The sequence below is a fragment of the Phyllobacterium sp. 21LDTY02-6 genome, assembly GCF_023554255.2.
Classification (GTDB): Bacteria; Pseudomonadota; Alphaproteobacteria; order Rhizobiales; family Rhizobiaceae; genus Phyllobacterium.
On the sequence record NZ_JAMJWD020000001.1, the window covers coordinates 1031654 to 1049974 of the forward strand.

Here is an 18321-nt window from a genome sequence, read left to right on the forward strand (position 1 = left end):
CAGCCGGCCGCTGGCCGCGATATCTTTGAAGGACGACGCGCATGCGCTTATTGATCCTGGGAACCGGTCACATGGCCAATACCCACGCCCGGAATTTCGTTGCGATCGAGGGCGTTACGCTCGCCGGCGCGGTCGATGTCGATCGTGCCCGGGCGGAAGCATTCCGCGACAAATATGGCTTCGAACATGCCTTCACGTCGCTGGAGGATGCGCTGGAGTGGAATGATTTCGATGCGGTCGCCAATGTCACTCCCGACAGTGCGCATCATCCGACGACCATTGCCTGTCTTCGCGCCGGCAAGCACGTGTTCTGCGAAAAGCCGCTTGCGACGAATTTCATGGATGCGATGGAAATGGCCGAGATGGCCGAGCGCAACAACCTCGTCGGCATGGTCAACCTGACCTACAGGAACGTTGCCCAGCTGCAGGCGGCGCGAATGCTGGTGACGAGCGGTCAGATCGGCAATATTCGCCATATCGAGGCGTCCTATCTGCAGAGCTGGCTCGTTTCGAAGGTCTGGGGCGATTGGCGGACGGAGAGCCAATGGCTGTGGCGCCTGTCGAAGCAGCACGGGTCCAATGGGACGCTGGGGGATGTCGGCGTCCATATTCTCGACTTTGTCGTCTACGCGACCGATACGGAGATCGATGAGGTCTTCTGCCGGCTGAAGGCCTTCGACAAGGCGGATGGCAATCGCATCGGCGAATATGTGCTGGATGCCAATGACAGTTTCACCATGTCGGTGAGCTTCACCAATGGCGCCCTCGGCGTCGTTCACTCAAGCCGCTGGGCGACGGGCCATGTCAATGAGCTGCGCCTGCGTGTCTATGGCGACAAGGGCTCGATGGAAATCCAGCATCGCCATGACGGTTCCAAGCTCTTCGTCTGCCTGGGCGAAGACATCGAAACCGCGACCTGGAAGGAAATCGAGGTAGAAGCCGTATCCACCAACTACCAGCGCTTCGTCGAGGCCGTAGGGCAGGGGCGTACGCTGGAACCGTCCTTCAGGCATGCCGCCAAGCTGCAGAAGGCGATCGACCTCGCCACGATCACCGAGATCGACCGCAGGGAGCACAAGCTCGAGGAAAACCTCATTCAACCTCGGAGCGTAGCATCATAACCCGGCATTGATCGCCCGCCTGCAAGGCGGGCGCCGCCGGCGCGCGCACGATAACGCCATTGGCGTCGGCGAGGAATTTGAGCATCGACGAATCCTGCACGGCAAAGGGCGTTGCCGTCAGGGTGCCGTGTGGCCCCCGCGCTATCCGCGCGCGAACGTAATCCTGGCGCTGGTCGTTGGCCGGCATGTCGCTTGCCACGATAGCTGGGCGCAATTCTGGCTCGTATGGCAGGCCCAGCATCTTCCGCAGCAGCGGCACGAGAAAAACATGCGCGCAGATGAGGCTCGACACCGGGTTGCCCGGCAGGCCGAGCACATTCATCGGTCCAAGCCGGCCGAACATCAGCGGCTTGCCCGGCCGCAGCGCGATCTTCCAGAAATCGAGTTCCAGCCCCTTGGATGCCAGGGCTGGCTGCACGAGGTCATGATCGCCTACCGAAGCGCCGCCGAGCGTGATCAGGATATCGGCCCGCGCAGCCACGGCGCGATCGATCGCATTGCTGAGCGCATCGAGATTGTCCTCGGCAATGCCGAGATCGATGGTGACCGCGCCGGCCAAGCGGGCGATTTCCGCCACGCCGAAGCTGTTCGAGGCAATGATCTGGTCCGCGCGCGGCGCCTGGCCGGGTTCGACCAACTCGTCCCCGGTCGCAAGTATCGCAACAATGGGTCGGCGCCGAACGGCCAGTTGCGCATGGTTCGCCGATGCGGCCAGCGCGAGGGCCGCCGGGTCGAGCAAGCGGCCGGCGGCAAGCAGCAGGTCGCCTTCATTGAAGTCCAGGCCGGCGCGGCGGATGTTCTTTCCGGTGAGGATCGGCTGCAATATCTCGACTTCGCCGGCGCGGGCGACGGTATTCTCCTGGATGACGACGCTATCGGCGCCGATGGGTACGGGCGCGCCGGTAAATATCCGTACGGCTTCGCCAGCCACCAATTCGCCTGAAAAACCATGGCCGGCGGCGGATTGTCCCGCCAGCTTGAGTTTGACCGGCGCATTTTCGACATCGGCGGCGCGCACGGCATAGCCATCCATGGCGGAAGCTGCGAAGGGTGGTTGCTGGCGTTGAGCGTAGAGGTTGTCGGCCAGAACCCGACCGCCGGCCTCGGCAAGCGCGACCAGTTCAGTCCCGGCCTCGGCGGCCGCTTCCATGATCCGCCGCAGGGCTTCGTCTACGGGAAGGAGCCCGCTCATGGCGTCCCGGAATTGCCGGTTTCGGCGTTCCAGTCGCCCGATTTGCCGCCGCTCTTGTGCAAAAGGCGAACATTCTCGATCACCATGGCCTTATCGACTGCCTTGGCCATGTCGTAGAGGGTGAGGCAGGCGATGGAGACGGCCGTCAGCGCTTCCATCTCGACGCCAGTCTTGCCGTTGAGCTTCACGGTAGCAACGACGCGGAGACCCGGGAGATTTTCATCGGCATCGATCTCGACCGCGATCTTGCTCAACAGCAGCGGATGGCAGAGCGGAATGAGGTCATGCGTCTTCTTGGCCGCCATGATGCCGGCGATTCGCGCCGTTCCGATCACGTCGCCCTTGGCGGCATTTCCCTTGCGGATGAGATCGAGCGTCTCAGCCTGCATCCGCACGAAACCTTCGGCGATGGCGGTGCGGCTGGTTTCGGATTTGTCACCGACATCCACCATATTGGCGCTGCCCTCAGCGCCGAGATGGGTGAGCCCGGTGCCGGTCATGGCGTGTCGCCAAAAAGCAGCGCCCGGGTGGCGGCGGCGACGTCCTGCTGCCGCATGAGGCTTTCGCCGACGAGGAAGGTGCCGATATTGGATCGGGCGAGGCGCTGGCAGTCGTCATGGGTAAAAATCCCGCTCTCGCCAACGAGAAGCCTGCTTTCCGGCACCATGCGCGAAAGCCGCTCGGAAACGGCAAGGTTTACCTCGAAAGTGCGCAAATTGCGGTTGTTTATGCCCAGAAGCGGCGATTCGAGCTTCAGGGCGCGCTCCATTTCCGCTTCGTCGTGAACTTCGACGAGCGCATCCATGCCGAGCGAAAATGCGGTCTGTTCCAGTTCGGCGGCAAGCGCATCATCCACGCAGGCCATGATGATCAGGATGCAATCCGCTCCCCAGGCGCGCGCCTCGTGGACCTGGTAGGGGTCGAACAGGAAGTCCTTGCGCAGCGCCGGCAGGTTCGTGGCGGCGCGGGCGTCATGAAGAAATTCGGGAGCTCCCTGAAACGATGGCTGGTCGGTCAGCACCGACAGGCAGGCGGCACCGCCAAGCTCATAGGCCTTCGCCAAGCTCGGCGGATCGAAATCCGGACGGATCAGCCCCTTGGAAGGACTTGCCTTCTTGATTTCGGCGATAAGCGCGAATTGGCCGTTCTCGCGCTTGCGGCGCAAGGCGTCGAGAAATCCGCGCGGGGCGTCATTCTGCGCAATCTGCGCCTGCAGCATCTCCAGGCTTGTCGCGGCCTTCGCGGCGGCGATCTCTTCGCGCTTGTAAGCTTCGATCTTGCGCAGGATATCGGCCATGTCAGATGTCCGTCTCATTGGAAATGTGGACGAGCTTCCGCAAAACGCTGCGCGCCGCGCCGCTGTCGATGGAATGGGCCGCCTGCTCGATGCCGGCTTTAAGGTCCGGTGCAGCGCCGGCGATGACAAGGCCGGCGGCGGCGTTGAACAGGGTGATGTCGCGATAGGCGCCGTGGGCGCCATCCAGTACGGAAAGCAGCGACACGGCATTCTCGTCCGCCGAGCCGCCTTTCAGGTCCTGGGGCTCGACGCGTCGAAGCCCGAACGCTTCCGGCTCGATTTCGAAGCTGCGGACTTCACCGTTTTCGAGTGCGGCAACCTTGGTGATACCTGCCGTGGTGATCTCGTCGAGACCGTCGCCATGCACCACCCAGACCGATTCCGATCCGATTTTCTTGAGCACATGGGCAATGGGTTCGACCCATTCCGGCGCAAAAACGCCGACCAATTGCCGCTTTACACCGGCCGGATTGGTCAGAGGGCCGAGAAGATTGAAGATGGTCCGCGTACCAAGCTCGACGCGCGCGGGGCCGACATGCTTCATCGCAGGATGATGGACCGGAGCAAACATGAAGCCGATGCCGGCCTGATCCACGCAACGGGCGATGTGGTCGGGGCCGATCTCGATGTTGATCCCGAGAGCCGCGAGCGTGTCCGCGGCGCCGGATCTGGACGAGAGCGCGCGATTGCCATGTTTCGCCACGGGAACGCCGGCGCCCGCGGCCACGAAGGCAGCACAGGTCGACACATTGTAGGAGCCGGACTGGTCGCCGCCCGTGCCGACGATATCGATCGCATCGACGCCGATATTGACCGGCAGCATCTTCGATCGCATGGCCGAAACCGCGCCGGTGATCTCGTCGATGTTCTCGCCCCGCACGCGCAATGCCATCAGCAGGCCGCCGATCTGCGCCGGCGTGGCCTCTCCCGACATCATGATGTCGAAAGCCTGCACGGCTTCATCCTGCGACAATGCTTTGCCGGACGCTGCGATCCCGATGAAACGCTTCAGCTCAGCCATGTCATATCCTAACGGGAAAGCGCCTGGTTGATGACGGTCGGGTTGACTGTCACGGGGTAAACGGTCTGCAACTGGGCGACCAGCTGGTCGAGGAGATCGTCGGCGAGGCGGTTGCCGGAGGAATCGCGTTCAGCCGTCGAAAGTGTCTCCGGACCCGTATTGGCGGGCTCGATCACCTCGGTGACCTTGAATATGAGCTTCGAACCATCCGAGGCGGATTCCGTCAGTCCAACCAGACCCTGCGGCCCGTCGAATACGGAATCGACGCCGCCAAGGCCAAGATCGGTATCCTGGCTGCCGCGCGTGATACCGCGCTTGGTCTCCTTGGTGAACTTGAACTCGCCGGCAATTGCATCGAGCGTGGTTCCCTCGGCGACGCGCTTGCGCACTTCCTCGGCCTTCTGGTTCAGCTGCTTTTCCTGCTCTGCGATCTTCCAATTGGCGATCACGCGGTCCTTCACTTCTTCCAGCGGCCGCTCGCGGGCAGGGATGACGCTATCGACATCATACCAGAGATAGCTGTTCGAACCGAGGCTGAGCGGTTCATTGTCAAACCCGACATCGGCCTGAAATACCGCCGCCAGCTGGGCTTCGTTGAAGGGGAGATTGGCAACCGGCTTCTCGTCGAGGCCCTGGCCGGTGGCGTCGACGGCATCGATCGTCACCATCTTGAGGTTTGCCTTGGCCGCAGCTTCGGCCATGCTCAGGCCATCAGCCCGTGCATTTTCGTAGGCGTCGTGCACATCCGTGATGGAATTTACGGCCTGAGCCTGCGCAAGCGACTCGCGGATGTCCGCTTCCACCTCGGCAAGCGGCTTGGTATGGCCCGGCGTCATTTCCGCAACGCGGATTATGACCGGTCCGAACGTGCCCTTCAGCACGTCGCTGACGCCGTTGGCGGGCAGGGCGAAAATGGCATCGGCGAGGCTCTCGTCAGGAAGGCCGTTCTTCGGAAAGCTGCCAAGCCGCACGTCGTCGGCGGTCTTGTTCTCCTGCTTGACGATATCGTCGAAGCTGGTGCCTGCGGCAATCTTTTCGCGCGCTGCCTTTGCTGCTTCCTCATTGGCGAAGGTCAGCTGGTCGATCGTGCGCATTTCCGGTGTCGAAAAGCGGCCGATATCGCGATCATATTCAGCCTTGATTTCCTCGGGCGTGATGCTTGCCGGATCGGCAATGTCCTTTGGCTCCAGCTTCACATAGCTGACCTTGCGGTATTGCGGGGCGCCATAGGTTTCCTTGTGCGCTTCGAAATAGGTCTTCAGGTCGGCATCGCTCGGGTCGGCGACATTCGAAATGAAGCTCTTGGGCATCGAGACATATTCGATCGTGCGCGATTCACCCTTGTACAGAGCCATGGCCTTCAGCAGCGTGTCCGGAGCCTTGATGCCGTCGGCGACGGCCTCGATGATCTGCTGGCGGCGGGCCACCTGTTCGCGATTGTCGAGATAGGCCTGCGGCGTCATGCCGGCATTGCGCAGCACGATATCGAACTGCTGCTGGCTGAACTGGCCATTGGCGCCGCGGAAGGCCGGATCTTCGGCCGCAAGCATGGCGAGCCTGTCCTTGGAAAGGCCAAGCGACATCTGGCGCGCCTGTTCGTCGAGTACGACGCCGGCGACGAGCTGCCCCTGAACCCGCTGGGTCAAGCCGACGGCTTCCGCCTGTTCGCGCGAAAGCCGCTGGCCCACCTGTTGCGACAACATTGCGAGTTGCCGGTCATAGGCCAGCCGGTAATCTACCGCCGAGACTGTCGATTGGCCGGCTTGCATGGCCGAACTGCCGCCCATGGTGCCGAGTACCGTGCTGGATACACCCCATCCGGCAAAGCTGACAACGAGAAGGCCCATCATCACTTTTACCACCCAGGTACGGGCAACGTTGCGGAGGGAGTCGAGCATATAAAGTTACCTTATCAGACAGGAGGCGTATTGGATTTCCCTGCGGGAATAGCGCGCCGAATGCTTTGTGTCGATTGCTTTATCAAGCGAATTTGCTAGTCAAGCAATCAAATGATCGAGAAAATCGCCCCAGGCAAGTCCGTAAGGAAGTGAAAATGACCCCTGACATCCGTCCTCTCGTCGCTGGAAACTGGAAAATGAATGGTGTGGCGGATTCGCTCGATGAGCTGCGCACCATTGTCAACCGGCCCAACTCGGCCATCGGCCAGAAGATCGACGCGCTGATCTGCGTGCCGTCCACGCTTCTCGCCCGCGCGGTCCAGACGGTGGACGGCGAAGCGCTCGATATTGGCGGCCAGGATTGCCATGCCAAGGATTCCGGTGCGCACACGGGAGATATTTCCGCCGAAATGCTCAAGGATGCCGGCGCTTCGCACGTCATCGTCGGCCATTCCGAGCGCCGCGTCGATCACGCGGAGACCAATGAGATCGTGAACGCCAAGGCAGTAGCGGCCTGGCGGGCCGGTCTGATCGCGATCATCTGCATCGGCGAGACCGAACAGCAGCGCAAGGCGGGCGAGACGCTCGACGTCATCACCGCGCAGCTGGCCGGATCGATTCCGGCGGGGGCGACCTCGGCCAACACGATCATCGCCTACGAACCCGTCTGGGCCATAGGGACCGGGCTGACGCCGACGCCGGGAGACGTCGCAGAGGTCCATGATGCGATTCGCGCCAGGCTCAGGGATGATTTCGGTAGCGAAGGTGCACGGATGCGCATCCTTTATGGCGGGTCTGTAAAACCGTCCAATGCACTCGAACTTCTGGCCATCTCCAATGTCGACGGCGCCCTTGTCGGCGGTGCGAGCTTGAAAGCGGCCGATTTCCTCTCCATCTGTGAGGCCTATCATTCGCTCTAGCCGCAATTCCGGGCCGGGTGGGCTTGGTTTATTGCCGCATACGGTGTAAAGAGCCGCGTCCAATACGAAGAAAGCAGACTATTTCCTATGCAAACCGTCGTTATCGTCATTCATCTGTTGATTGTACTTGCTCTTGTCGGGGTTGTTCTCGTGCAACGTTCCGAGGGCGGCGGTCTCGGCATTGGCGGCGGGTCCGGATTCATGACCGCACGCGGCGCGGCGAATGTGCTGACGCGCGCGACTGCGATCCTCGCAACCGGCTTCTTCATCACATCGCTGGTTCTCGGCCTCATAGCCCGCTACGGCGAAAACCCGACGGATATTCTCAACCGTATTCCGGCAACGACCGGGACGCAGCCCGCTGGCCAGCAGCCTCCGACGAGTGGCGGCATCCTCAACCAGCTGGGCGGACCGTCTTCCAACCAGGCGCCCGCGCAGAACGGCGCACCGGCGCAGCCCGAAACGCCGGCCGCTCTGCCGCAGGCGCCGACCGGATCGGCCGCACCTGGCACCGAGACACCGGCCGCGCCCGGTACCGAGGCACCGGCAGCGCCCGAATCTCCCGCGACCACGCCGGCACAGCCGACGAGCCCGGTACCGAATTAAGCCCTGTATCGGATCATTCCGAGGTGAGCGGAAGCGCAGCAAAGTGTTGCGCTTCCGCAACTTTTTAGACGCATCATAATCGGCATCATCCACTTCACGGCGATTTGCGTTGAGAAGAGAAAATTCTTCCGTTATCGCCATATCAGTTGGCCTGGGGGCCGGGCTGGTGCTGAAGGATCGCGCCAAGCTCATTTGCGGGAAAAGAACTATGCTATCACGTCGGTCGTTACTTATTGGCCTGTCTGCCATTGCCCTTGCCGGGCCGGCATCGGCAGAGCCGCTGCTCCAGAAGATCATGAAGCCGTTCAACGGCGATGAGGCGGTTGCAGCGACTGAGCCGCAGCCAGTCCAGGTTGCCGAGGTTCGCCAGCCGGCAAAGCCGAAGAAATCCAGGTACGGCATCGATCCCAAATATGAGCCGCAGGAAGTGGCGTTCTCGGGCTACAAGCCGGGGACGATCGTCATCGATACGAAAGCCAAGTTCCTTTACTACGTAGAGAGCGCCTACAGTGCGCGTCGGTACGGCATAGCCGTGGGCAAGGAAGGTCTTGAGTTCAAGGGAACGGCCGTCGTCCAGACGAAGCGCGAGTGGCCGCGCTGGATACCGACGAAGGACATGATCAAGCGCGAGCCGGCGCATTATGCCAAGTATGAAAACGGCATGGATGGCGGCCCGGGCAATCCGCTTGGCGCCCGCGCGCTCTACCTGTCGCAGGGCAACAAGGATACCCACATCCGCATCCATGGCACGGTTCAGCCGTGGAGCATCGGCAGCTCGGCCTCCAATGGCTGCTTCCGCATGGTCAATGATCATGTGATCGATCTTTACGATCGCGTGAGTGTCGGCACGGAAGTGGTTGTTCTCTAAGTTCTATTTACCCATTCGCTGAAACGGCCAGACATCGCGTCTGGCCGTTTTGTTTGAGCTTGCAATAATCTTGGCACTGGAAAACGGCGCTTGCGCCGAATTTTTTTGTGGCCAAATCACTCACAAAGGACTAACGAGATAAGCCCATGGCCCGATATGTTTTCATCACTGGCGGCGTGGTTTCTTCCCTCGGAAAAGGCATCGCTGCTGCCGCTTTGGCGGCACTTCTCCAGGCTCGTGGATACCGTGTTCGTATCCGCAAGCTCGATCCTTATCTCAACGTCGATCCCGGCACGATGTCGCCCTATCAGCACGGCGAAGTGTTCGTAACGGATGACGGCGCGGAAACCGACCTCGATCTCGGTCACTACGAAAGATTCACCGGCAGGCCTGCCAACAAGCAGGACAACATCACGACCGGCCGGATCTACCGCAATATCATCGAGAAGGAGCGTCGCGGCGACTATCTCGGAGCGACGGTGCAGGTCATTCCGCACGTCACCGACGAAATCAAGAACTTCATCGTCGAAGGCAATGAGGATTATGATTTCGTGCTGTGCGAAATCGGCGGCACGGTGGGCGATATCGAAGCCATGCCGTTCCTCGAGGCAATCCGCCAATTGGGCAATGATCTGCCGCGCGGCAGCTCGGTTTTCATCCATCTGACGCTGATGCCCTACATTCCGGCAGCGGGCGAACTGAAGACCAAGCCGACCCAGCATTCGGTCAAGGAACTTCGTTCCATCGGCATTGCGCCGGACATTCTCTTGATCCGTGCCGATCGGGAAATCCCCGAATCGGAGCGGCGCAAGCTGTCGCTGTTCTGTAACGTCCGTGCATCCGCCGTCATCCAGGCTCTCGACGTCGACACGATCTATGACGTGCCGATGGCCTACCACAAGGAAGGCCTCGATTCGGAAGTTCTCGCTGCATTCGGTATCGATCCGGCGCCGAAGCCGCGCATGGAACGCTGGGACGAGGTCAGCCAGCGGATACACAATCCGGAAGGCGAGGTGACGATCGCCGTCGTCGGTAAATATACCGGCCTCAAGGACGCCTATAAATCGTTGATCGAGGCGCTTCATCATGGCGGCATGGCCAACAAGGTGAAGGTGAACCTCGACTGGATCGAATCGGAGATATTCGAACAGGAAGATCCGGCGCCCTATCTCCAGAAGGTGCATGGCATCCTGGTGCCGGGTGGTTTCGGCGAACGTGGTTCCGAGGGCAAGATACTGGCCGCCAAGTTCGCGCGGGAGCGCAAAGTGCCGTATTTCGGCATCTGCTTCGGCATGCAGATGGCGGTGATCGAGGCTGCGCGTTCGCTCGCAGGTGTCGAGGAAGCCTCGTCCACCGAGTTCGGACCGGCAAGCGAGCCTGTCGTCGGCCTGATGACCGAATGGCTGCGCGGCAATATGCTTGAGAAGCGGGCGCAAAGCGGCGACCTGGGCGGCACGATGCGGCTCGGCGCTTATGAAGCCATGCTGAAGGCCGGCACCCGTATCGCGGATATCTACGGATCGACCGATATTTCCGAGCGGCACCGGCATCGCTATGAAGTGAACATCGAATACAAGGACCGGCTCGAGGAATGCGGCCTGGTGTTCTCGGGCATGTCGCCGGATGGCGTATTGCCGGAGACGGTCGAATATCCCGACCATCCATGGTTCATCGGCGTCCAGTATCATCCGGAGCTGAAGTCACGGCCGTTCGAACCGCATCCGCTGTTCGCGTCCTTCATCAGCGCGGCGATGGCCCAGAGCAGGCTGGTTTGACGTTGGAAGCACAGGGGGCGCCGACCAATGAGTGACATGCTCCCCTGGACGGCGCGACCCGTGGACCATCTGGTTCTGCCGACGGCAAGCCTCGATGTCGCCCGCGAGCGATGGGAGCGTCTGGGCTTTGTCGTCGCTCCGGCGGCCGCACATCCGTTCGGAACCGAGAATGTCTGCATATTTCTCGCGGATGGTTGCTATATCGAGATGCTGGCGATCGGGCAGCGGGAAACCTGCGAGGAACAGGCTCGGGCCGGCAACGTCTTCGTGGCGCGCGACCAGACTTACCGGTTCCGCAACGGCCAGGAGGGTTTTTCCGCCCTGGTTTTCGCCAGCGACGATGCGCATTCGGACCACAGCAACTTCGTCGAAGCGGGCATCTCCGCCGGCAAGACCCTGGATTTCTCGCGCACGTTCGAAACGCCCGGCGGCGAAAAGGGCGTTGCAAGCTTCCGTCTGGCCTTTGCGGCGGACCTGCGCTCGCCGGATGCTTTCGTTTTTGCGTGCCAGCGTATCGGCGCACCGCCCGTCGACCGTTCGGCCCTGCTCAACCATGCGAATGGCCGTGTTTCCTTGCGTGAAGTGGTCCTGTCCGAGGAAAATCCGACCGATTTTCAGTATTTCCTCCAGCAGACGGCCAATCAGCGCGAAGTGAATGCCCATTCCTTCGGCATGGATATACGCGCCGCCAACTGCAATGTTTCGGTTCTGACGCCCGAGGGTCTGGCGGCATTCTATGGCGTAGCAGCGCCTATTCGCGAACGGGGTTTGCGGCTGCAGGGGTTCGTCCTGGCGGTCAGCGATCTTGCCGGTGTTGAATCAAGGCTGGCCGCGAACAATATTTCCTTTGAACAGCGCGGTCCGCGACTCGTGGTGCCGCCGGCACCCGGGCAGGGCGCCGCCATTGCTTTTGAGGCTTTCTGACATGTCCATCAATTCCACCGTATCCGCAGGCCAGGTCGATTTCTCCAATACCGGCAAGCTTTCGATCATTGCCGGCCCGTGCCAGATGGAGAGCCGCCAGCACGCTTTCGACATGGCGGGCGCGTTGAAGGAAATAACCACGAAGCTCGGCGTCGGCCTCGTCTACAAGTCGAGCTTCGACAAGGCGAACCGCACGTCGCTTGGCGGCAAGCGCGGATTTGGCCTCGAGAACTCGTTGCCGGTGTTCGCGGATATCAAGAAGGAGTTTGGCCTGCCGACCCTGACGGACGTCCATACGGAAGAGCAGTGCGCGGTCCTGGCCGAAGTCGTGGATATCTTGCAGATCCCGGCCTTTCTCTGCCGCCAGACGGACCTTCTGATCGCAGCCGCCAAGACTGGCAGGATCGTCAATATCAAGAAGGGGCAGTTCCTGGCGCCTTGGGACATGAAGAACGTCGTCGCCAAGGTTACCGAGAGCGGCAATCCGAACGTGCTTGTGACCGAGCGCGGTGCCTCCTTCGGCTATAATACGCTGGTTTCGGACATGCGCGCCTTGCCGATCATGGCGTCGCTCGGTGCCCCGGTCATATTCGATGCCACGCATTCGGTGCAGCAGCCGGGCGGGCAGGGTGGTTCGACCGGAGGACAGCGCGAATTCGTCGAGACATTGGCAAGGGCCGCCGTTGCAGTCGGCGTCGCCGGCGTTTTCATCGAGACGCATCAGGATCCGGACAATGCACCGTCCGACGGCCCGAACATGGTGCCGCTGGACCAGATGCCCCGGCTTCTCGAGAAACTCCTCGAATTCGATCGCATCGCCAAAGCCGACTAATCGGGCGGCCTGGGGCTCGGCGCGGGCTTTTTGCGATTTTAGGCCGGTTTCGGCAGAGGCAGGGTTTTCCTTGTCATGTTCATTCGCTATTCAGTGGCCAGCAACATGCTGTACCACCTTCATCAAAGGGAAGTTAAATGACTGCGATTGTCGATATTATTGGCCGTGAAATCCTGGATAGTCGTGGAAACCCGACTGTTGAAGTTGATGTCGTGCTGGAAGACGGTTCCAAGGGACGTGCGGCTGTTCCCTCCGGTGCCTCCACGGGCGCCCATGAGGCGGTCGAACTGCGCGATGGCGGTTCCCGCTATCTCGGCAAGGGCGTGCAGAAGGCCGTGGATGCGGTCAATGGCGAGCTTTTCGATGCAGTCGGCGGTCTCGACGCGGAGAACCAGATCCATATCGACCAGACGATGATCGACCTGGACGGCACGCCGAACAAGGGCCGTCTCGGTGCGAATGCGATCCTCGGCGTGTCGCTGGCCGTTGCCAAGGCGGCCGCGGAATCGTCCGGCCTGCCGCTCTACCGCTATCTCGGCGGCCCGAATGCGCACGTCCTGCCGGTGCCGATGATGAACATCATCAATGGCGGCGCCCATGCCGACAATCCGATCGATTTCCAGGAATTCATGATCCTGCCCGTCGGCGCATCCTCGCTGGCCGAAGCCGTGCGCTATGGTTCGGAAGTGTTCCACACGCTCAAGAAGCGCCTGAAAGAAGCCGGCCACAACACCAATGTCGGCGATGAAGGCGGTTTCGCACCCAATCTCAGCTCGGCGCAGGACGCGCTGGACTTCATCATGCAGTCGATCGAAAAGGCCGGCTTCAAGCCGGGCGAGGAGATCGCGATCGGTCTCGATTGCGCGGCAACGGAATTCTTCAAGGATGGCAATTACGTCTATGAGGGCGAGGGCCAGACGAGGAACCCCAATGCGCAGGCCGAATATCTGGCGCAGCTGATCGGCAATTATCCGATCATCACGGTCGAGGACGGCATGGCCGAAGACGATTGGGACGGCTGGAAATATCTGACCGAACTCGTCGGCAAGAAGTGCCAGCTCGTCGGCGACGATCTCTTCGTCACCAACTCCGCCCGCCTGCGCGATGGCATCAAGATGGGCGTCGGTAACTCGATCCTCGTCAAGGTCAACCAGATCGGAACGCTGTCGGAGACTTTCGATGCCGTCGATACGGCGCATCGCGCCGGCTATACCGCCGTGATGTCGCATCGTTCCGGCGAGACTGAGGATGCAACGATTGCCGATCTCGCCGTTGCCACCAATTGCGGTCAGATCAAGACCGGCTCGCTTGCCCGTTCCGATCGGGTGGCAAAATACAATCAGCTGATCCGGATCGAAGAAGAGCTCGGTCCGCAGGCGCGCTATGCGGGCCGCGGGATTTTCCGCAGCATCTGATCCCCGGTAACTGACATGCTTTGTGCGATGGCGGGCTGTGCCCGCCATCTTGCTTTTGGGCCGTATGGTAATCGGCTGTTAAGCAAAACAATGTTCTATGGTTGACGTGAATCGGGCCATTCTGGCTCGACTGTCGAGCCTGTTCGGATCAAAACGCATGTGGACAAAACAGAGACGCAAAACCAGGCGGGGCCGCCTGATCGTTCCGCTTCTTGCCGTGCTCTTCTTTGCCTATTTCGGGTTCCACGCCTATCACGGCGAATATGGCCTCTACTCGACCATCAAGCTGCAGGAGCGCACGCATCTCCTCGAGGCTCAACTGGCCGCGGTTCGCCAGACCCGCGCCGAGCTTGAACAGCAGGTGAAACTTATGCATGATGGTACAATCGAGAAGGACATGCTCGACGAGCAGGCCCGCAGAGCACTGAATCTGTCTAGGTCGGACGAAGTCACGATTATGCGCGGCTCCGGCGATTTAGCAATTAACTAGGTTGCGGTTAATCGCCATTTTAGTGTGTGTTTTGAACGTCTTATTTGCATAGCACTTATTCGATTCTGCGTATTGTAACTTCGTGCCGGGCTGTTTATTCTCGCTCAACCAATTCACAGGGAGTGAGATATGGCCACGAGGGCGAAAAAAAGCCCTGCGCGCTCCGCGCAGACCTCTGCTGTCAAAGCACCGAAACCCGCAGAATTCACCAAAGACCAGGAGCTTGAAGCCTATCGGCATATGCTGTTGATCCGCCGATTCGAAGAAAAGGCCGGCCAGCTCTATGGCATGGGCTTCATCGGTGGCTTCTGCCATCTCTATATCGGCCAGGAGGCCGTCGTCACCGGCATGCAGATGTCGCTGAAGGATGGCGACCAGGTCATCACCGGTTACCGCGATCATGGGCACATGCTCGCCTGTGGAATGAGCGCCCGGGGCGTCATGGCCGAATTGACCGGCCGCCGTGGAGGCCTTTCAAAGGGCAAGGGCGGCTCCATGCACATGTTCTCCAAGGAAAAGCACTTCTATGGCGGCCATGGTATCGTCGGGGCGCAGGTTTCCCTCGGCACCGGCCTGGCTTTTGCCAATCGCTATCGCGGCAACGACAATGTTTCGCTCGCCTATTTCGGCGACGGCGCTGCCAATCAGGGCCAGGTCTATGAGAGCTTCAACATGGCGGCTCTGTGGAAGTTGCCGGTGATCTACATCATCGAGAACAATCGCTATGCGATGGGCACTTCCGTATCGCGCGCATCCGCCGAAACCGATTTCTCGCGCCGCGGCATCTCGTTCAATATCCCCGGTTTCCAGGTGGATGGCATGGATGTGCGCGCGGTCAATGCCGCTGGCGACGAGGCCGTCGCCTGGGCCCGCGCCGGCAAGGGGCCAATCATCCTCGAAATGCAGACCTACCGCTATCGCGGCCATTCCATGTCCGATCCGGCGAAGTACCGGACAAAGGACGAGGTTCAGAAGATGCGTTCGGACCATGATCCGATCGAGCAGGTGAAGAACCGCCTGGTGGAAAAGGGCTGGTCCACCGAGGACGACCTCAAGAAGATCGACAAGGAAGTGCGTGATGTCGTTGCCGATGCGGCCGATTTCGCCCAGTCCGATCCGGAGCCGGATGCATCCGAGCTCTACACCGACATTCTTCTTTGAGGAGGCGCGACCATGCCTATTGATATTCTTATGCCTGCGCTCTCCCCGACGATGGAAGAGGGCAAACTGTCGAAATGGCTGAAAAAGGAAGGCGATACCGTCACTTCCGGTGATGTCCTGGCCGAAATCGAGACCGACAAGGCGACGATGGAAGTCGAAGCCGTGGACGAGGGCACGATCGGCAAGATCGTTGTTCCCGAAGGCACGGAAGGCGTCAAGGTGAACAGCGTCATCGCTGTCCTGTTGGGCGAGGGCGAGAGCGCCGACGCGGCTGCCGCTGCGCCTGCCAAGGCCGAGGAACCGGCCAAGGCCGAAGAACCCGCAAAGGCGGAGGATGCCAGGTCCGAGCAGGAGCAACCGGCTGCAAAGCAGACCGTTCCAGCAGCGCCGAAGGCTGAAATCGCAGCCGATCCCGATATTCCGGCTGGCACCGAGATGGTGACCATGACCGTGCGCGAGGCCTTGCGCGATGCGATGGCCGAAGAAATGCGCCGCAGCCCGGACGTCTTCGTCATGGGTGAGGAAGTCGCCGAATATCAGGGCGCCTACAAGGTGACGCAGGGCCTGCTCGAGGAATTCGGGCCGCGGCGGGTCGTGGATACGCCGATTACCGAACATGGTTTTGCCGGCGTCGGTGTCGGTGCGGCGATGACTGGCCTGCGTCCGATCGTCGAGTTCATGACGTTCAACTTTGCCATGCAGGCGATCGACCAGATACTCAATTCGGCGGCCAAGACGCTCTATATGTCCGGCGGCCAGATGGGCGCTCCCATGGTGTTCCGCGGGCCGAGCGGTGCTGCGTCCCGCGTGGCCGCACAGCACTCCCAGTGCTATGCCGCATGGTACAGCCATATTCCCGGCCTGAAGGTGGTGATGCCCTATACGGCCGCCGATGCCAAGGGCCTCTTGAAGGCCGCGATCCGCGACCCGAATCCGGTGATCTTCCTCGAGAACGAAATCCTCTATGGTCACACGTTCGAGGTTCCGAAGCTTGAGGACTTCTTGCTGCCGATCGGCAAGGCGCGGGTCCACAAGAAGGGCAAGGACGTCACGCTCGTGTCTTTCGGCATTGGTATGAACTACACGGTGAAGGCCGAGGCGGAACTGGCCAAGCTGGGGATCGACGCGGAAATCATCGATCTGCGGACAATCCGGCCGATGGACATCCCGACGGTCGTCGAATCGGTGAAGAAGACCGGCCGTTGCGTGACCATCGAGGAAGGCTATCCGCAATCCTCCGTCGGAACGGAGATCGCGACGCGTGTGATGCAGGAAGCATTCGATTACCTCGATGCACCCATACTCACCATTGCTGGCAAGGATGTGCCGATGCCATATGCGGCCAATCTCGAAAAGCTGGCCCTGCCGAGCGTTCAGGAGATCGTTGATGCCGTCAAGGCCGTGACCTACACGGCATAAGGGAGGATATCGAGATGCCGATAAATATCACCATGCCGGCGCTTTCTCCCACGATGGAGGAAGGCAATCTGGCTAAATGGCTCGTCAAGGAAGGCGACAAGGTCGGCCCCGGCGATGTGATTGCCGAGATCGAAACCGACAAGGCGACGATGGAAGTCGAAGCTGTCGATGAAGGCACGGTCGCCCGGATCGTCGTCCCGGCCGGCACCGAGGGCGTGAAGGTAAACGCCCTTATCGCCGTGCTCGCCGAAGAGGGCGAGGACGTTTCTGCTGCCGCCGGTGCGGGTGATGCGCCGGCAAAGGCCGAGGCGCCAGAAGCCGAGAAGAAGGAAGCTGCGGCTCCCGAGGCACCGAAGCCCGAGGCAGTGAAGCCAGAAGTCGCCAAGCCGAGCCCGGCTTCAGCCGCTTCCGTTGCCGAAGCTGCTTCTTCGTCTGCTTCCGAACGGCCGTTCTCCTCGCCTCTGGCGCGGCGGATCGCCAAGGAAGCGGGCATCGAGCTCAGCGCCGTCAAGGGCACCGGGCCGCATGGCCGCGTGGTGAAGAAGGACGTAGAGGCCGCCATCTCGAGCGGTGGCAAGACCGCTGCCGCGGAAAAGGCAGCGCCTTCCGCCGCCACGCCGGCGCCGAAGCCCGTTTCGGACGATGCCGTGCTGAAATTGTTCGAGGAAGGTTCCTACGAACTCGTGCCGCATGACGGCATGCGCAAGACCATCGCCAAGCGCCTGCTGGAAGCCAAATCCACGGTTCCGCACTTCTACCTCACGGTCGATTGCGAGCTCGACGCTCTGCTGGCGCTGCGCGCGCAGATCAACAGTGCTTCGCCGATGCGGAAAACGGAAAAGGGCGACGTCCCGGCCTACAAGCTTTCCGTCAATGACATGATCATAAAGGCCATGGCCCTGGCGCTGCGCGATGTTCCGGAAGCGAATGTTTCCTGGACCGAGGCCAATATGGTCAAGCACAAGCATTCGGATGTCGGCGTGGCGGTTTCCATACCGGGCGGGCTGATCACTCCGATCATCCGCAAGGCGGAACAGAAGACGCTGTCGACCATCTCCAACGAGATGAAGGACCTGGCGAGACGCGCTCGCGACCGCAAGCTCAAGCCCGAGGAATATCAGGGCGGCACGACTGCGGTGTCGAATCTCGGCATGTTCGGCGTCAAGGACTTCGCCGCCATCATCAATCCTCCGCATGCGACGATCCTTGCGATCGGTGCCGGCGAGCAGCGTGCGGTGGTGAAGAACGGCGAGATCAAGATTGCCACCGTCATGTCCGTGACCTTGTCCACCGACCACCGCGCCGTCGATGGCGCACTTGGGGCGGAACTCGCCCAGGCGTTCAAACGGCACATCGAAAATCCGATGGGCATGCTGGTCTGA

17 protein-coding genes are annotated in these 18321 nt (G+C 60.9%); 12 read left to right on the top strand and 5 right to left on the bottom strand.

Annotated features, from left to right (window positions below; translation table 11 throughout):
• Positions 1 to 41 precede the first annotated feature (41 nt).
• On the top strand, positions 42 to 1121 hold the full coding sequence (locus M8997_RS04965) for a Gfo/Idh/MocA family protein (protein WP_250014262.1): 1080 nt from the start codon (positions 42 to 44) through the stop codon (positions 1119 to 1121).
• On the opposite strand, the gene glp is transcribed toward M8997_RS04965, so the two are convergent.
• Genes glp through M8997_RS04990 form a run of 5 tightly spaced genes read right to left on the bottom strand, consistent with a single transcriptional unit; the run spans position 1093 to position 6529 of the window.
• Positions 1093 to 2313 (bottom strand): gephyrin-like molybdotransferase Glp, encoded by a 1221-nt coding sequence (gene glp / locus M8997_RS04970; protein ID WP_250014263.1) that lies wholly within the window; start codon positions 2311 to 2313, stop codon positions 1093 to 1095. The genes M8997_RS04965 and glp overlap by 29 nt on opposite strands.
• On the bottom strand, positions 2310 to 2813 hold the full coding sequence (moaC, locus tag M8997_RS04975) for a cyclic pyranopterin monophosphate synthase MoaC (protein ID WP_250014264.1): 504 nt from the start codon (positions 2811 to 2813) through the stop codon (positions 2310 to 2312). Before moaC ends, glp begins: the two co-directional genes overlap by 4 nt.
• Entirely contained in the window at positions 2810 to 3610 is an 801-nt protein-coding gene (gene trpC / locus M8997_RS04980) for an indole-3-glycerol phosphate synthase TrpC (protein WP_250014265.1), read from the bottom strand. Before trpC ends, moaC begins: the two co-directional genes overlap by 4 nt.
• Position 3611: 1 nt before the next feature.
• Entirely contained in the window at positions 3612 to 4631 is a 1020-nt protein-coding gene (trpD, locus tag M8997_RS04985; RefSeq protein WP_250014266.1) for an anthranilate phosphoribosyltransferase, read from the bottom strand.
• Between the two features lie 8 nt (positions 4632 to 4639).
• Positions 4640 to 6529 (bottom strand): peptidyl-prolyl cis-trans isomerase, encoded by a 1890-nt coding sequence (locus M8997_RS04990; RefSeq protein ID WP_250014268.1) that lies wholly within the window; start codon positions 6527 to 6529, stop codon positions 4640 to 4642.
• 155 nt (positions 6530 to 6684) lie between these two features.
• On the opposite strand from M8997_RS04990, the gene tpiA reads away from it, so the two are divergent.
• The 11 genes from tpiA to M8997_RS05045 all read left to right on the top strand — a co-directional run bounded on the left by tpiA (position 6685) and on the right by M8997_RS05045 (position 18321).
• A complete protein-coding gene (gene tpiA / locus M8997_RS04995; protein ID WP_250014269.1) occupies positions 6685 to 7449 on the top strand; it encodes a triose-phosphate isomerase in 765 nt (254 codons plus the stop codon).
• Between the two features lie 87 nt (positions 7450 to 7536).
• Positions 7537 to 8055: a preprotein translocase subunit SecG gene (gene secG / locus M8997_RS05000; protein WP_250014270.1), complete on the top strand. Its 519-nt coding sequence runs from the start codon at positions 7537 to 7539 to the stop codon at positions 8053 to 8055.
• A 208-nt stretch (positions 8056 to 8263) separates the two neighbouring features.
• Entirely contained in the window at positions 8264 to 8923 is a 660-nt protein-coding gene (locus M8997_RS05005) for a L,D-transpeptidase (RefSeq protein WP_250014271.1), read from the top strand.
• Positions 8924 to 9069: 146 nt separating this feature from the next.
• Positions 9070 to 10698, top strand: coding sequence for a CTP synthase (locus M8997_RS05010; protein ID WP_250014272.1), 1629 nt, complete (start codon positions 9070 to 9072; stop codon positions 10696 to 10698).
• A gap of 27 nt (positions 10699 to 10725) precedes the next feature.
• Complete coding sequence (locus M8997_RS05015; protein WP_250014273.1) at positions 10726 to 11622, top strand: VOC family protein; 897 nt, start codon at positions 10726 to 10728, stop codon at positions 11620 to 11622.
• 1 nt (position 11623) lies between these two features.
• Positions 11624 to 12454, top strand: coding sequence for a 3-deoxy-8-phosphooctulonate synthase (gene kdsA / locus M8997_RS05020; RefSeq protein ID WP_250014275.1), 831 nt, complete (start codon positions 11624 to 11626; stop codon positions 12452 to 12454).
• Between the two features lie 137 nt (positions 12455 to 12591).
• Complete coding sequence (eno, locus tag M8997_RS05025) at positions 12592 to 13869, top strand: phosphopyruvate hydratase (protein ID WP_250014277.1); 1278 nt, start codon at positions 12592 to 12594, stop codon at positions 13867 to 13869.
• A gap of 157 nt (positions 13870 to 14026) precedes the next feature.
• The gene (locus M8997_RS05030) at positions 14027 to 14359 is read left to right on the top strand and encodes a septum formation initiator family protein (protein WP_250014412.1); all 333 of its coding nucleotides are present in this window, start codon (positions 14027 to 14029) and stop codon (positions 14357 to 14359) included.
• Between the two features lie 129 nt (positions 14360 to 14488).
• Positions 14489 to 15520, top strand: a complete 1032-nt coding sequence (gene pdhA / locus M8997_RS05035) for a pyruvate dehydrogenase (acetyl-transferring) E1 component subunit alpha (protein ID WP_250014279.1) — start codon at positions 14489 to 14491, stop codon at positions 15518 to 15520.
• A gap of 12 nt (positions 15521 to 15532) precedes the next feature.
• Complete coding sequence (locus M8997_RS05040; protein ID WP_250014282.1) at positions 15533 to 16939, top strand: pyruvate dehydrogenase complex E1 component subunit beta; 1407 nt, start codon at positions 15533 to 15535, stop codon at positions 16937 to 16939.
• A 14-nt stretch (positions 16940 to 16953) separates the two neighbouring features.
• The gene (locus M8997_RS05045; protein ID WP_250014284.1) at positions 16954 to 18321 is read left to right on the top strand and encodes a pyruvate dehydrogenase complex dihydrolipoamide acetyltransferase; all 1368 of its coding nucleotides are present in this window, start codon (positions 16954 to 16956) and stop codon (positions 18319 to 18321) included.